The following is a 13,536-nucleotide window of genomic DNA, read 5'->3' as shown; positions in this document are numbered from 1 at the left end:
GGGCGGGCCGATCGGGGACACTGGAGACCGGCTGGAAGGGGCCGGGACCAGCCTCTATGATCGGCACACTTTCCGGCACGGACAGGGATCGAGTGCACTGCGGGAGCGAGCGGTGAGCGGAACGTCCGAAGGGCCGACGCCCGCGGCAGACCTCGACCGGTCAGCCGTCACAGACGGTGACCCCATGACCTACCACCGCGTCTTCACGACGGCCCCGCTCCCCATGGCCGTGGTGACCCCGGACGGGTTGGTCGCACACGCCAACACCGCCCTGGGGGCGCTGCTGGGAACCACCGCCGAGGCGCTGGCCGGACGCCCCGCGGCCGACCTCGTCGACCTGGCCCCCGACCCGCGCACCCGGCACGCCTACCGCGAGGTGCTCGGCGGCCGCCAGGACCGGCTGCGCTGCACCCGGCGCCTCAAGCAGCCGGACGGCGACCCGGTGTGGGTGCGGATCACCGTCACCCCGCTGACCGAGGGCACACCGGGCGCCCTGCTGTCCGTCTCCGACATCAGCGCCCGCCGTGAACTCCAGGCGCGCCTGCGGCACTTGCGGATGCACGACCCGGTGACCCGGCTGCCCAACCGCACCCTGTTCTTCGAGCGGCTGTCGGCCGCGCTGGAGGCGGACCCGGAGGACGGCACCGGGACCGGGCGGATCGGCCTGTGCTGTCTGGACCTCGACGGCTTCAAGGCGGTCAACGACACCCTGGGCCACCGCGTCGGCGACCGGCTGCTGGAGGCCGTGGCCAAGCGGCTGACCCATGTGGCCGAGGAGACCGAGGACGCGCGGGCCGGCGCCCCGCTGGTGGCCCGGCTCGGCGGGGACGAGTTCGCGCTGCTCGTGGAGGACTCCACCGGCACCGAGCAGCTCTCCGACCTGGCCGCCTCCGCGCTGCGGGCGCTGGAGGAGCCGTTCGACCTGGCGGGCCGGCGGCTGTCGCTGACCGCGTCCATCGGGGTGGTCGAGCGGAACACGGCCGGGACGACGGCGACCGGTCTGATGCAGGCCGCCGACACCACGCTGTACTGGGCGAAGGCGGACGGCAAGGCCCGCTGGACCCTGTTCGACCCCGAGCGCAACGCGCACCGCGTCACCCGTCAGGCCCTGTCCTCGACGCTGCGCCCGGCCATCGAGCGCGGGGAGTTCGCGCTGGAGTACCAGCCGCTGGTCGGCATGGAGGACGGGCGGCTGAGCGGGGTGGAGGCGCTGGTGCGCTGGCATCACCCGCAGTTCGGGATGCTGACGCCGAACCGGTTCATCCAACTGGCCGAGGAGGACGGCTCGATCGTGCAGCTCGGCCGCTGGGCGCTCGTCACCGCCTGCCGCCAGGCCCGGCAGTGGCAGCTCGCCCATCCGGACGAGCCGCCCATCTTCGTCAGCGTGAACGTGGCCGTGCGCCAGGTGTGGGACTCCGACCTGGTGGCGGACGTGGCCGGCACGCTCAGGGAGACCGGGCTCGCCCCGCACCTGCTCCAACTGGAGCTGACCGAGTCGGCCGTGATGGGCTCCGGCGGCCGCCCGATCCAGGCGCTCCAGGCCCTCAGCGACATGGGCGTGCGCATCGCCATCGACGACTTCGGCACCGGCTACTCCAACCTCGCCTACCTCAGCCGGCTCCCGGTCTCGGTGCTGAAGCTGGACGGCTCCTTCGTGCGCGGCTTCCAGTACGAGGGCGGTGACCCCGGCCCGGCGGGCGCGGGCGCCAACCCGGCCGACGAGGTGATCGTGGAGGCGATGATCCAGCTCGCCCACCGGCTCGGGCTGACCGTCACCGCGGAGTGCGTGGAGACCTCCGCGCAGGCCACCCGGCTGCGCCGGATCGGCTGCGACACCGGGCAGGGCTGGCTGTACTCCCGCCCGGTGCCGCCGGACCGCATCACGGAGCTGCTCGGGGGTGTCTCGTCGGTCAGGCCGGGTCAGGGAGCGGCGTCCGGTGCCGTGCATCGCAAGGCGGAGGAGGGCGTCGACGCGGAGCATCGGCAACCGACGACAACGCCGCGAGGTGCGGTGCCAGGCGCCGCGAGCCCGGCCTGACCGACAAGACACCCCCTGGGGTGCGGAGCTACGCGGCGGGCAGGCCGTAGGCGTCGGCGATCAGCTCGTAGGAGCGCAGCCGCAGCTCGCCGCGGTGGGCGTGGCTGGTGAGCATCAGCTCGTCGGCGCCGGTGCGCTTCTGGAGGTCGTCCAGACCCGCGCGGACCTCGTCGGCGGTGCCGTGCACGATGTTGCGGGTGAAGGAGGCCGCGAACTCCTCCTCCATCGGGCTGAATTCGTGCCGGGCGGCGTCCTCGGGGTCGGGGAAGAGTCCGGGGCGGCCCATGCGCAGCCGGAGCATGTTGAGCGCGGTCGCGCGGACCTGGCGGCCGGCCTCGGCCTCGTCGTCGGTGGCGAGCGCGGAGACGCCGATGAGGGCGTACGGCTCGGACAGCACCTCGGAGGGGCGGAAGGTCTCCCGGTACAGGTCGAGCGCCGGGATGGTGTTCTGCGCCGAGAAGTGGTGCGCGAAGGCGAAGGGCAGGCCCAGCATTCCGGCCAACTGGGCGCTGAAGCCGGAGGAGCCGAGCAGCCAGATCACCGGCCGGTGCGGCGACTGCACCCCGCCGGGCGTACTGCCCTGCACGGGGCCGGGGATGGCGTGGATACGGGCGTAGGGGTGCCCGTCGGGGAAGTCGTCGTCGAGGAAGCGGGTGAGTTCGGCGAGCTGCTGCGGGAAGTCGTCGGCGCCCTCGTTCAGGGTGTCGGAGCGGCGCAGCGCGGCCGCGGTCGCCCCGTCCGTGCCCGGCGCCCGGCCGAGGCCCAGGTCGATCCGGCCCGGTGCCATGGCCTCCAGGGTGCCGAACTGCTCGGCGATGACCAGCGGGGCGTGGTTGGGCAGCATGACGCCGCCCGAGCCGAGCCGGATGCGGTCGGTGTGGGCGGCGAGGTTGGCCAGGATCACGGCGGGCGAGGAGGAGGCGACGCCCGGCATGGAGTGGTGCTCGGCGACCCAGTAGCGGTGGAAGCCGCGCGCCTCGGAGAACCGGGCCAGCTCCACGCTGGTGCGCAGCGCGTCGGAAGCGGTGCTCCCGGCTCCCACGGTGACCAGGTCGAGTACGGAGAGGGGGACGGGGGCGGTGCCGTGCACGGCGCCCCGGATCTCGTCTGCCGACACGGTGGATGCCTCCTGTTTACGGCGTGCTCTGTCCTGTCGTGCCACAACAGGAGGCAGTCCCCGCTTATTCCCCCGGCCGTGCCGAGGGGCTGGTCAGAGCTGTACGACGGGGTCGCGGGTGAAGAGGATGCCGAGGGTGTCGGTGCGCAGCCGGCGATCGGCCAGCCGCAGCCCCTCCCACACCGAGACCTGGCACGCCGTGAGCACCGGCTTGGCGAGCGCGGCCTCCAGCGCGGCCAGGTGGGCGACGGTGCGCAGCGCGGTGTCGGGCAGCAGCACCGCCTCGGCGTCCGGGGTGTCGGCGGCGCGTGCCAGGGCCAGCAGCTCCGCCTCGCCGCCGTCGACGGCGCGCTCGGCGGTGGTGGCGTCGGGCTCGTCGGCGCCGGTCACCTCCAGCCCGCCGTCACCGAGGAACACCCGGAAGCGCTCGGCGGTCCCGGGCGGGTAGGCGTGGGCGACGGCGACCTTGCGGACACCGAGCGCCTGGGCGGCGTGCACGAAGCCCAGCGAGGTGGAGGAGGCGGGCAGCCCGGCCTGCCGGGCCAGTTCCGTCGCCTCGGCGTGCGCGCCCTTCCAGCCGTGCGCGAAGCCGCCCGCCGGGCTCGTCCAGACCACCGCCTCGGCGCCGGTCAGCCGCAGTCCCTCCATGGCGGCCGTGAGCCGTCCGGCGAAGTCCGCGCCGTGCAGCGGGTCCACCGTGTGGGCGTCCTCGCCGGTGCCGGTGTGGACCAGGTCCAGCCGGACCGCGCCGGCGAGCAGTTGCTCGACGCGCGGATAGTCGTCCTCGCCGCGATGGCCCGGACAGAGGAATCCGATTGCTGTCATGTCGGCCTTTCTCCGTGTTACTCAGGGGCCTTCCCTGCGTCTTCCCCCGGTTCCCGCGAGGGCGCCCCGCGTGGCCCGCACGGCGGTACGGGCACCCCCGCTGGAGGTTCGGGTACCCAGCGGGAGCCGGATCGCCCCCTGTAGGGCGCGGCCCGTTGACGGCGCCGGGTGCCCGTGCCAGCGTGGGCGGCCGCGCGGGAGACGGGAGGTGACAGGCCGATGACCGTCCCGACCCGTCCCACCCTGCTGGTGCTGGACGCCGATCCGCCGCCGAGGCTGGGCCGGCTCACCGGCCGGGCCCGCGTCGTGCACACCGGCGAAGACGGTCTGGCCGCGCTGCTGCCGGAGGCGGACGTGCTGCTGGTGTGGGACTTCCGGTCGCGGGCGGTACGCGAAGCCTGGCCCGGCGAGGGGCCGCGCCCGGCCTGGGTGCACACGGCGAGCGCGGGCGTGGACCATCTGATGTGCCCCGAACTGACCGCCTCCGACACGGTGGTGACCAACGCGCGCGGTGTCTTCGACCAGCCGGTGGCCGAGTACGTGGCCGCGCTGGTGCTGGCGGCGGCCAAGGACCTGCCGCGCACGGTGGAGTTCCAGCGGGAGCGCCTCTGGCGGCACCGGGAGACGCGCCGGGTGGCGGGCACCCGCGCCTGCGTGGTCGGCTCGGGACCCATCGGCCGGGCGATCGCCCGCACCCTGAAGGCGCTCGGGGTGACGCCCGCGCTGGTGGGACGGGTGCCGCTCACCGGCGTGCACGGCCCGGCCGACCTGGACCGGCTGATCGCCCGCGCGGACTGGGTGATCGCCGCCGCCCCGCTGACCGAGCGGACGCGCGGCATGTTCGACGCGCACCGCTTCGGGGTGATGCAGCCCTCGGCGGTGTTCGTCAACGTCGGCCGGGGCGAGCTGGTGGACGAGGCGGCGCTCGCCGAGGCGCTGCGCAGACGCTGGATCGCGGGCGCGGCCCTGGACGTCCTCGCCACCGAACCCCTGCCCGCGGACAGCACCTTGTGGGACCTGCCCGGACTGCTCCTCTCCCCGCACATGAGCGGCGACACGGTCGGCTGGCGGGACGAACTGGGCGCGCAGTTCGTGGACCTGTACGAGCGCTGGGCGGCCGGGAGACCGCTGGTCAACGTGGTGGACAAGAAGCGCGGGTACGTGCCGGGGCACTGAACTCCCCCCGCACGGCGGGAAATCGACGCGCATGACCCGTGCGGGCCTGGGTAGCGGCGCCGCCATGGCTTCTCGACTTGGCAAGGACACGGAAAGATTCCGGCCGGTGCGCCTGAGAGAGAGACGGGCGGTGCTCCTGGGCGCACTGGCACTGGGCGGGGTGGGAGCGCTGGGTGCGGCGGGCTGTACGCGGGTGGCGGCCGCGTCCGGCGAGAGGGGCGGCGATCTGCTGGACCGGCTGCGCGCCCAGGGTGTCGTGCGGCTGGGAATCGCCGGTGAGGTGCCCTTCGGGTTCATCGACCGGGACGGCCGGCTGACCGGGGAGGCGCCCGAACTGGCCAGAGTGATCTTCAAGCGGCTCGGGGTGGAGCGGACGCAGCCGGTGCCGACGGAGTTCGGTTCGCTCATACCCGGCCTGAACTCCCAGCAGTTCGACGTCGTGGCCGCCGGGATGTACGTCAACCCCGAACGCTGCCGCCAGGTGATCTTCGCCGACCCGGACTACCAGATGAAGGACTCCTTCATCGTCCGCAAGGGCAACCCCAAGGGCCTGAACTCGTACCGGGACGTGGTGGAGAGGAAGGCGAGGTTCGCCACCGGCGCCGGGTACGCCGAGATCCGGTACGCGGTCGAGGCGGGCTACCGGGAGAGCGACGTCCTGATCGTGCCGGACCAGGTCGCCGGGCTGAACGCGGTGGAGGCCGGCCGGGTCGACGTGTTCGCCGGTACGGCGCTCACCGTCCGCGAGGTGGTCGGAAAGTCCCGGAAGGCGGAGGCCACCGAGCCGTTCGCGCCGCTGGTGAAGGGCGAACGGCACGTGGACGGGGGCGCGTTCGCCTTCCGGCCCGTCGAGACCCGGCTGCGGGACGCCTTCAACACCGAGCTGCGCGAGCTGAAGCGGACCGGTGAACTGCTGCGCATCCTCCGTCCGTTCGGGTTCACGGCGGCCGAGATGACGGACCTCACCGCGAAGGAGCTGTGCGGCGGATGACCCCGGGACTGTGGGAACTCGTCCTCAGGGGCGTCTGGACGACCGTCCAACTACTCGTACTGAGCGCGCTGCTGGCGGCGGCGGTGTCCTTCGCCGTCGGGATCGCGCGCACCGCCCGGCGCAGGATCGTGCGCTTCCTCGCGGGGCTGTACACCGAGGTGTTCCGCGGCACCTCGGCGCTGGTGATGATCTTCTGGGTTTTCTTCGTGCTGCCCATCGCCTTCGGCTGGCAGTTGGTGCCGCTGTGGGCGGGCACCCTGGCGTTGGGGCTGACGTACGGCGCGTACGGGTCGGAGATCGTGCGCGGCGCGCTGAACGCGGTCGACCCGGCGCAGCGCGAGGGCGGTGTCGCGCTCGGCTTCACCTCCTGGCAGCGGCTGAGGCTGATCCTGCTGCCGCAGGCGGTGCCGGAGATGGTCCCGCCGTTCTCCAACCTGCTGATCGAGCTGCTCAAGGGCACCGCTCTGGTGTCGGTGATGGGCATGGGCGATCTGGCGTTCAGCGCCAACCTGGTGCGGCTCGCCCTCCAGCAGAGCGCGGAGATCTACACGTACGTCCTGCTGATCTACTTCGTGATCGCGTTCGGGCTGACCCGGCTGATGCGCTCGCTGGAGAAGCGGCTGAAGGCCGGGCCGGGCCAGGGGCCCGTCCCTGATCCGGTGGTGCGGGAGAGCGGACCGGCCCCGGCGGACAAGGTGGGTGGTGCCGCGTGAAGTGGGACTGGAACGCCGTGGGCGACTTCATGCCGTACTTCTGGCAGGGGCTGCTGGTCACGCTCCAGGTGGTGGCGCTCGGCTCGGTGCTGTCGTTCTCGCTGGGGCTGGTGTGGGCGCTGCTGATGCGGGCGCCGTCGCGCTGGGTGCGCTGGCCGGTTGGCGCGGTCACCGAGTTCGTACGGGACACCCCGCTGCTGGTGCAGTTGTTCTTCCTCTTCTACGTGCTGCCCGAGCGGGGTGTGACCTTCTCGGCGCTGACCACGGGTGTCTTCGCCATCGGGCTGCACTACTCGACGTACACCATGCAGGTCTACCGGGCCGGCATCGAGGCCGTGCCGGTGGGCCAGTGGGAGGCGGCGACGGCGCTGAGCCTGCCCCGGCACCGGATCTGGACGGCCGTCGTCCTGCCGCAGGCGCTGCGCCGGGTGATCCCGGCGCTGGGCAACTACGTGATCGCCATGCTGAAGGACACCCCGATGCTGATGGTGATCACCGTGCTGGAGATGCTCGGCCGGGCCCGGCTCTTCTCGCAGGCGAACTTCCAGTTCACCGAGCCGCTCACCGTGATCGGCGCGGCCTTCATCGTCCTGTCCTATCTGGCCTCCCTTCTTCTGCGAGCCCTGGAGCGACGCCTTGCCCGCTGACATCACCCTTCCCGAGCAGACCCCGTCCGGTGAGCTGATCCGCCTGTCCCGGGTGACCAAGCGCTTCGGCGCCAATACCGTGCTGGACCGGCTCGACTTCTCCGTGGAGGCGGGCAGACATGTGACCCTGATCGGCCCCTCGGGGTCGGGCAAGACCACGATCCTGCGCCTGCTGATGACGCTCACCGAGCCGGACGAGGGCACCATCACCGTGGACGGTCAGGCCCTGTTCCCGGCGCCGGAGAAGCAGGTCCGGGAGGTGCGCAAGAAGATCGGGATGGTGTTCCAGCACTTCAACCTGTTCCCGAACATGTCGGTGCTGCGCAACATCACCGAGGCTCCGGTCCGGGTGCTGGGGCTGTCCAGGGACGAGGCGGAGGCAAGGGCGCGCGACCTGCTGGAGCTGGTCGGGCTCTCCGACAAGTGCGACGCGCGGCCCACCCGGCTCTCCGGCGGCCAGCAGCAGCGGGTCGCCATCGCGCGGGCGCTGGCGATGCGGCCGCGGGTGCTCCTGCTGGACGAGGTGACCAGTGCGCTCGATCCGGAGCTGGTCGCGGGCGTGCTGGACGTCCTGCGGGACATCGCACGCGGCACGGACATCACCATGCTCTGCGTGACCCACGAGATGGGCTTCGCGCGGGACATCTCCGACCAGGTGCTGATGTTCGACCAGGGGCGGGTGGTGGAGTCCGGTCCGCCGGAGAAGATCTTCGGCGATCCGGAACAGGAGCGGACGCGGGAATTCCTCAGCGCGGTGCTCTGAGCGCGGGGGTGAAGGCGGGAAGCCGAGGTCCAGAGGCTGGGTGATGCCCAAGGCATATGCCAGAGGGTCGCCTTCGCAGCTCGGAGGGGCGCCGGTGGTGCCCCGATCCCGTCAACACCCCCTCCCCGCTGGCCGCTTGCCCGCTATCGTGGAAGTGATCCGCCGACCGGATCTCGCGGCCAAGGAAGCGAGCGCAGGGGGAAACCGTGGCGCTGAAGCACGAGCCGACCGCCCCGTACCACTCCGCCCAGGACGCGCTGCGCGTGCTGGAGACCGTCGCCCGCCATCCCGCCGGGATCGCCGGGGCCGGGCTGGCCCGCGAGGCCGGCCTGGACAACGGACGGCTGACCGCCCTGCTGCGCATGCTGCGCCGCGAGGGGTACGTCGAGCAGACCGCCGACGGCGCCTACGTCACCGGCGAAACCCTGCGCCGCCTCACCTCGGCGCACGACCACGAGCGCGCGCTGCGCGAGAAGCTCCAGCACACCCTGGACCGGCTGCGCGACTCGGTCGGCGCGGCGGTCTACATCAGCCGGTACGAGGACGGCGAGGTCCAGGTCACCCAGTACGCGGCCGGACCGGGCGCGCCCGCGGTCAACGAGTGGGTGGACTTCCGCTCCTCCGCCCACGCCACCGCCGTCGGCAAGAGCCTGCTGACCCAGTTGGACCACGACGCCCGGCGCGACCATCTGTCCCGGCATCGGATGGCGCGCCTGACCTCGCGCACGATCACCAGCGACAAGCTGCTGCTCTCCCGGCTGGAGTCCCAGCCGCCCACGGTCCCCGTCCTGGACCTCCAGGAGTACGCGGTCGGCACGGTCTGCGCGGCCGTCCCGATCACGGCCGGGTCCTCCGTCGGCTGCCTGGCCGTCTCCCTGCCGGTGGAGCGCGCGCACCGGCTGCGCCAGGCGGCGGACGCCCTCAACCGGCACGCGGCCCCGGTCCTGCTCTCGCTGACCCTGTAGCGCCCCCGGCGGTGGTCCGGAGCACCCCCGGGGACCAGGTAGTATTTTCTCTGTCGCCGGCCGCGGAGAGCGGAAGGCGAGAGTCATGCGCCGCTAGCTCAGTTGGTTAGAGCAGCTGACTCTTAATCAGCGGGTCCGGGGTTCGAGTCCCTGGCGGCGCACAACCACCGAGGGCGGGTCGAGAAATCGACCCGCCCTCGCGGTTTTCCTAGAACGCCGAGTGCGCGGAGACGGCGAAGAGCACGCAGCCCGCGATCATCACCCCGAGGAAGACGACCACCACCCCGGTGCCGATGATCAGCCGCCCCCGGGCCGGCTCCAGCGCGGTGGCCCACTGCGGCCGCTCCGCCAGATAGCGGACCGTCACGTGGTCGCCCGCCACCACGGTCGAGTCACCCCCGGCCTCGTCGAACCGGAACCTCCCGCCCTCGCGGGTGGTGAACTCGTACACGTGGTGGAGCGTGCTGCGCACGGCCGCGTCATTGCCGCCGCTCGTCTTCGCGTAGGTGTTCAGGCAGCGCCCCTCGGCCGTCAGGCCGTGCGCCCACAGCTCGCTGGTGCGCAGCGCGCGGCGGATCACCTGGACCACGCCGAAGACACACCCGGCCGTGATCACCGCGGGCACGAGGTAGAGCAGTGCGTCCATCAGGCCCCCCTGGGTCGGCACGCCGCTCCGGTGGACCGGCGTGCCGTGAACGTACCCATGCGGCGGGGCAGTTGGCCTCAAGCGAAGCTCAGAACGTGACGTCCGAGCAGGAGTAGAACGCGTTCGTCGTGTCGGCCACGTTCCACACCGCGAGGATGATGTGGTGACCGGTCAGCCCCCTGGGGAGGGTGCCGCTGTGGCTGAGCGTGGACGGGGGACGCTGGCCGTTGTACGGCACCGAGAGGAACGGCGTCAGGTTGAGGTCGGAGCGGGCGAGGGCGTGGTTCTGGTTCCAGCCCTGCTTGGTGACGTAGTACGTGAAGTCGCTGGTCGCGTGCATGGCGGTGAACTGCCAGCGGAAGGTGTACGACTGCCCGCCGGTCACCCTGGTGGTGGGCCAGGCGCCGCCCGAGGGGGTGTTCGCCGCGTTGAGCTGGCCGAAGCGGCTGTTGCCACCGCTGCAGAGCTGGCCGTCGCCGGGGCCGGACCCGGGGAAGCCCTTGGGGCCCTCGACGCTCTGCGGCTCCCACTGGATGTCGCCGCAGTTCGTCACGGAGCCGTTCTGGCAGAGCTTCTGCCTGCTGATCGGCAGGTCGGTGTAGCCGTGGCCGCTGGCACCGCCGGCGGAGAGAACGAAGGCGCCGGCCGTGGCCATGCCGAGCACGGCCGCGGACATCGCTGACAACCTGGTCCTGGTACGCATGCTGCCGCTCCCGGGGAACGTCGTGGGGGAAGGTTCACTGAGCCGAGCTGTGCGGTAGGTCCAGACCAAGTACCAGATTATTGCCGGGAGTTGAACGTGTCCATACCGTTCGGCGGCACTCGTCAGACCGGTTCCGAGCGGGCGGAGCAGAAGGCCACCGTGAGGTCCCGGACCAGCACCTTGCGCTCGTGGTCGTCCAGCTCGACCAGCCCGCGCGTGGTCAGCCGGGTCACCGTGTCCTCGACCGAGTCCACCACCGAGCTGAGCATCGTGGCCCGCTGCTGGACGTCCAGCGCCGCGATCCGGCGCCGGTGCATGGCGGCGGCGACCTCGGGCGCGTACTCCACCCGTACCGGCTGCACGGAGAACACCTCCACCCCGACCGGCGTGACATCGGCCGCCACCAGCCGGGTCAGCGCGTCCCCCGCGGCGTCCGCCCCGCTGCGCACCCCGCCCGGCAGCTCCACCGGGACCCGCGCCAGCGCCGCCTCCACGCACTCGCGCAGATAGGTCTCGTGCTCCTCGATCCCGAGCAGCGCCCGGGCGGTGTCCCGCACCCGCCACACCACCAGCACGACCACCCGCAGCGCCACCCCGTTGGCGTCGGCCGCGGGCACCGCACCGCTGCGCCAGTGCCGCAGCCGCACATCGGCCCGGCGCCGCCGCAGCAGCGGGTTGATCCACAGCAGCCCGGTACGCCGTACCGTCCCCCGGTAGCGGCCGAACAGGCCCAGCACCCAGGCCCGCCCGGTGCGCCCGCGCGCCAGTCCGCCGAAGCCGAACAGCCCTACCGTCCCGGCGCCCGCGTACGCCGCCCACTGCGCGGCGCCGAGCCCCGCGCCGGGGTGGACGGGCAGCCCCAGCGCCTGTTCCGTGAGCGGTGGCAGCACCCCCGCCCACCACGAGGTGGCCAGGCACCCGGCGACCCCGCCGAGCCCGGCCAGCACCCCGGCCGCGCCGGGCAGCACCCGCGCCGGACGCTCCTGGAGCTCCGGGTCGGGGCGCAGCTCGGGCCGCCTGCGGACCGGCGCCGGACGCTCCAGCCGGGGCTGCTCGCCGGTGCCCTGCCGGCGGCTCACCACGGCGGGCCGCCGCGCCTGTGGGCCGGGGGCGGGCTCGTCGCGGAAGAGCAGATGGACGGGGATCTCGGTGGTCGCCTCGTTGTGGATCAGCCGGGGCACCCGGACGGCCGCCCCCGCACCGCCCGGCAGGCTCTCCGGTCGGTCCTCGGACTCGTGCGTGTGTGGTGTGGTCGTGCTCATGGGTGCCTCCAGCCTCCGCGCCAGATGCGTCATGACAGGGGATGCGGGATTCCGCGCGAGTACGGAATCCCCGGGTGACCGGCGCCTTCAGGCGAACAGACGGCGCCAGGTCTCGGGGCCCGGATAGCCGTCCGCCGTTCCACCGCGCCAGCCCTGGGCGCGCTGGAAGGCTTCCACCGCCCGCCGGTCCGCCTCGCCCCAGCGCGGTCCGGGTCCGGTGGCGTAGAAACTGCCGAATCCTTTCTTCACCAGTTGCCGTCCCAGCCGGGTGACGTGTGCGTTGTCGGCGCCCGCCCGGAAGTACTGCTTGCCGGGGAAGGCGGGCACGCCGCCGGGGCTCGCCGCGCCGGAGGCGATGTCCTTGCCGCCGCCGGTGACCAGCAGTTCCCAGGTGCGCGGTCCCGGCAGCCCGTCGGCGGCCGAGCCGGTCCAGCCCTGGGCCTTCTGGAACGCCTGGGTCGCGCGCCGGTCGGCCTCGCCCCAGACCGGTCCGGGTCCCGTGGCGTAGTAGGAACCGCCACCCCTGGCCACCAGCATCTCGCCGAGCATGGTCACGTACTTGTTGTTCGCGCCGGGGCCGAAGTAGGAGGTGCCGGGGAAGGGCACCGGCGCGGTCTCCGGCTCGGCGCCCGCCGACCCCGCGGTCACGCCCTTGTAGCGGTAGGGGACGTACTTGCCGCTGTTGTTCCAGTAGGCGTAGGGCGTGCTCTGGCGGCGGGTGTGGGGCGGCGTCTGCTCGTACGCCGTGTAGGCGGTGTGGGTGTGGTCCGTCCAGCCGCCGAAGATCACGACGTGCGAGCCGCCCTGGGGGTCGGCGGGGTTGTGGAAGAGCAGGATGTCGCCGGGCTGGAGTTCCTCCTTGGTGATCTTGACGGCGAACTGGCCGAGGCTGCCCGTCCACTCGTTGGAGAGCAGCCCCCAGGCCATGGAGACATAGCCCGAGCAGTCCTGGCGGTACCCGTCCGACCAGAACGCGGTGGTGCTGTACGGCACCTTCGCGTCGACCCAGAGCTTGGCCCGGTTGATGATCGCGGTCCGGGTGGTGGCCGGGGTCTTGGCCTGCGGCCGCGCGGGCGAGCCGCCCGGACCGTGCAGGGGGACGGCGGTGCCCTGGGGGCTCGCGGGCCCCCCGTCCGTCGCCGGGGCGCCGGGACGGTAGGAGGCGGCGTGCCGGGGCGGCGCCGAGGTGAGGGCGGCCGCCGGGGAGACCGCGCCGAGGACGGCGGACGCGGCGGCGGCCATGACCACGGCGCCTCGGGCGGTGGACCGGCCGGCGGGACGGGCGGTCGACGGCCGCAGGGCGAGCCGCCGCCACCGGACGCAGCCGAGGCAGTCGCAGTCGCTCACCGGATCGATTTCCTCGAACGCCGGAGCCGTCATGCGATCTGCCTCACATTCGGGGTGGATATGTCCGCGTGTGTGCACGTTGATCAGTTTCACAACTGTCCGCGTGACGCGCATGTTGACGGTCCGAATGGTGCACACGCCCCGCCGGACCACTCGCCGGGCAACCAGCGGTGGTCGGGAGCGTCCCGCGGGTCCTGTAGAGTTTTCCCGTCAGCAGGCGCCGCTAGCTCAGTTGGTTAGAGCAGCTGACTCTTAATCAGCGGGTCCGGGGTTCGAGTCCCTGGCGGCGCACAGACAACAAGCAGGCCCCCCGTGTGAACGGGGGGCCTGCTTGCGTTTCCTT

Annotated in this window: 13 protein-coding genes and 2 tRNA genes; 9 read left to right on the top strand and 6 right to left on the bottom strand. The window is 72.6% G+C overall.

What is annotated here, in order from left to right; all coding sequences use genetic code 11:
• Positions 1-112 precede the first annotated feature (112 nt).
• Positions 113-2,038, top strand: coding sequence for a putative bifunctional diguanylate cyclase/phosphodiesterase (locus tag HEK131_RS04445; RefSeq protein WP_217463162.1), 1,926 nt, complete (start codon positions 113-115; stop codon positions 2,036-2,038).
• A gap of 28 nt (positions 2,039-2,066) precedes the next feature.
• Here the strand turns inward: HEK131_RS04445 and HEK131_RS04440 are convergent, their stop codons facing one another.
• Both HEK131_RS04440 and HEK131_RS04435 read right to left on the bottom strand, forming a co-directional pair.
• Positions 2,067-3,155, bottom strand: coding sequence for an LLM class flavin-dependent oxidoreductase (locus HEK131_RS04440; RefSeq protein ID WP_161151003.1), 1,089 nt, complete (start codon positions 3,153-3,155; stop codon positions 2,067-2,069).
• A gap of 93 nt (positions 3,156-3,248) precedes the next feature.
• Positions 3,249-3,980: a decarboxylase gene (locus tag HEK131_RS04435; RefSeq protein WP_244333740.1), complete on the bottom strand. Its 732-nt coding sequence runs from the start codon at positions 3,978-3,980 to the stop codon at positions 3,249-3,251.
• Positions 3,981-4,199: 219 nt separating this feature from the next.
• Here HEK131_RS04435 and HEK131_RS04430 point away from each other — a divergent pair, with 219 nt between their 5' ends.
• The 7 genes from HEK131_RS04430 (at position 4,200) to HEK131_RS04400 (ending at position 9,396) form a co-directional block, all read left to right on the top strand.
• Positions 4,200-5,156 (top strand): D-2-hydroxyacid dehydrogenase, encoded by a 957-nt coding sequence (locus tag HEK131_RS04430; protein ID WP_244333739.1) that lies wholly within the window; start codon positions 4,200-4,202, stop codon positions 5,154-5,156.
• Between the two features lie 64 nt (positions 5,157-5,220).
• Positions 5,221-6,147 (top strand): ectoine/hydroxyectoine ABC transporter substrate-binding protein EhuB, encoded by a 927-nt coding sequence (gene ehuB / locus HEK131_RS04425; protein ID WP_244333738.1) that lies wholly within the window; start codon positions 5,221-5,223, stop codon positions 6,145-6,147.
• Positions 6,144-6,860, top strand: coding sequence for an ectoine/hydroxyectoine ABC transporter permease subunit EhuC (gene ehuC, locus HEK131_RS04420; protein ID WP_244333737.1), 717 nt, complete (start codon positions 6,144-6,146; stop codon positions 6,858-6,860). The genes ehuB and ehuC overlap by 4 nt, the downstream gene beginning before the upstream one ends.
• Positions 6,857-7,507 (top strand): ectoine/hydroxyectoine ABC transporter permease subunit EhuD, encoded by a 651-nt coding sequence (gene ehuD, locus HEK131_RS04415; RefSeq protein ID WP_244333736.1) that lies wholly within the window; start codon positions 6,857-6,859, stop codon positions 7,505-7,507. Before ehuC ends, ehuD begins: the two co-directional genes overlap by 4 nt.
• Positions 7,497-8,270, top strand: a complete 774-nt coding sequence (ehuA, locus tag HEK131_RS04410) for an ectoine/hydroxyectoine ABC transporter ATP-binding protein EhuA (protein WP_244333735.1) — start codon at positions 7,497-7,499, stop codon at positions 8,268-8,270. The genes ehuD and ehuA overlap by 11 nt, the downstream gene beginning before the upstream one ends.
• Positions 8,271-8,476: 206 nt before the next feature.
• Positions 8,477-9,235, top strand: coding sequence for an IclR family transcriptional regulator (locus HEK131_RS04405; RefSeq protein WP_244333734.1), 759 nt, complete (start codon positions 8,477-8,479; stop codon positions 9,233-9,235).
• 87 nt (positions 9,236-9,322) lie between these two features.
• Positions 9,323-9,396, top strand: a tRNA-Lys gene (locus HEK131_RS04400).
• A 47-nt stretch (positions 9,397-9,443) separates the two neighbouring features.
• Here HEK131_RS04400 and HEK131_RS04395 read toward each other — a convergent pair.
• From HEK131_RS04395 to HEK131_RS04380, 4 genes are all read right to left on the bottom strand, one after another.
• Positions 9,444-9,881, bottom strand: coding sequence for a DUF3592 domain-containing protein (locus HEK131_RS04395; protein ID WP_244333733.1), 438 nt, complete (start codon positions 9,879-9,881; stop codon positions 9,444-9,446).
• Positions 9,882-9,969: 88 nt separating this feature from the next.
• Positions 9,970-10,584: a lytic polysaccharide monooxygenase auxiliary activity family 9 protein gene (locus HEK131_RS04390; protein ID WP_244333732.1), complete on the bottom strand. Its 615-nt coding sequence runs from the start codon at positions 10,582-10,584 to the stop codon at positions 9,970-9,972.
• Between the two features lie 122 nt (positions 10,585-10,706).
• Positions 10,707-11,846, bottom strand: a complete 1,140-nt coding sequence (locus HEK131_RS04385; RefSeq protein ID WP_244333731.1) for an SPFH domain-containing protein — start codon at positions 11,844-11,846, stop codon at positions 10,707-10,709.
• An 87-nt stretch (positions 11,847-11,933) separates the two neighbouring features.
• Positions 11,934-13,226, bottom strand: a complete 1,293-nt coding sequence (locus HEK131_RS04380) for a peptidoglycan-binding protein (RefSeq protein WP_244333730.1) — start codon at positions 13,224-13,226, stop codon at positions 11,934-11,936.
• A 184-nt stretch (positions 13,227-13,410) separates the two neighbouring features.
• On the opposite strand from HEK131_RS04380, the gene HEK131_RS04375 reads away from it, so the two are divergent.
• Positions 13,411-13,484 (top strand) — tRNA-Lys (locus HEK131_RS04375).
• Positions 13,485-13,536: the final 52 nt, after the last annotated feature.

The organism is Streptomyces seoulensis (assembly GCF_022846655.1).
GTDB lineage: Bacteria > Actinomycetota > Actinomycetes > Streptomycetales > Streptomycetaceae > Streptomyces.
Note: the sequence above shows the minus strand (reverse complement) of the source record. Positions and strands in the feature narration are given on the sequence as shown.

What these genes read in the sequence shown, in the direction of transcription:
- HEK131_RS04435 (WP_244333740.1), bottom strand. Translation starts at nt 3,980, where the DNA reads ATGACAGCAATCGGATTCCTCTGTCCGGGCCATCGCGGCGAGGACGAC.
- HEK131_RS04430 (WP_244333739.1), top strand. Translation starts at nt 4,200, where the DNA reads ATGACCGTCCCGACCCGTCCCACCCTGCTGGTGCTGGACGCCGATCCG.
- ehuB (WP_244333738.1), top strand. Translation starts at nt 5,221, where the DNA reads ATGGCTTCTCGACTTGGCAAGGACACGGAAAGATTCCGGCCGGTGCGC.
- ehuC (WP_244333737.1), top strand. Translation starts at nt 6,144, where the DNA reads ATGACCCCGGGACTGTGGGAACTCGTCCTCAGGGGCGTCTGGACGACC.
- HEK131_RS04395 (WP_244333733.1), bottom strand. Translation starts at nt 9,881, where the DNA reads ATGGACGCACTGCTCTACCTCGTGCCCGCGGTGATCACGGCCGGGTGT.
- HEK131_RS04390 (WP_244333732.1), bottom strand. Translation starts at nt 10,584, where the DNA reads ATGCGTACCAGGACCAGGTTGTCAGCGATGTCCGCGGCCGTGCTCGGC.
- HEK131_RS04385 (WP_244333731.1), bottom strand. Translation starts at nt 11,846, where the DNA reads ATGAGCACGACCACACCACACACGCACGAGTCCGAGGACCGACCGGAG.
- HEK131_RS04380 (WP_244333730.1), bottom strand. Translation starts at nt 13,226, where the DNA reads ATGACGGCTCCGGCGTTCGAGGAAATCGATCCGGTGAGCGACTGCGAC.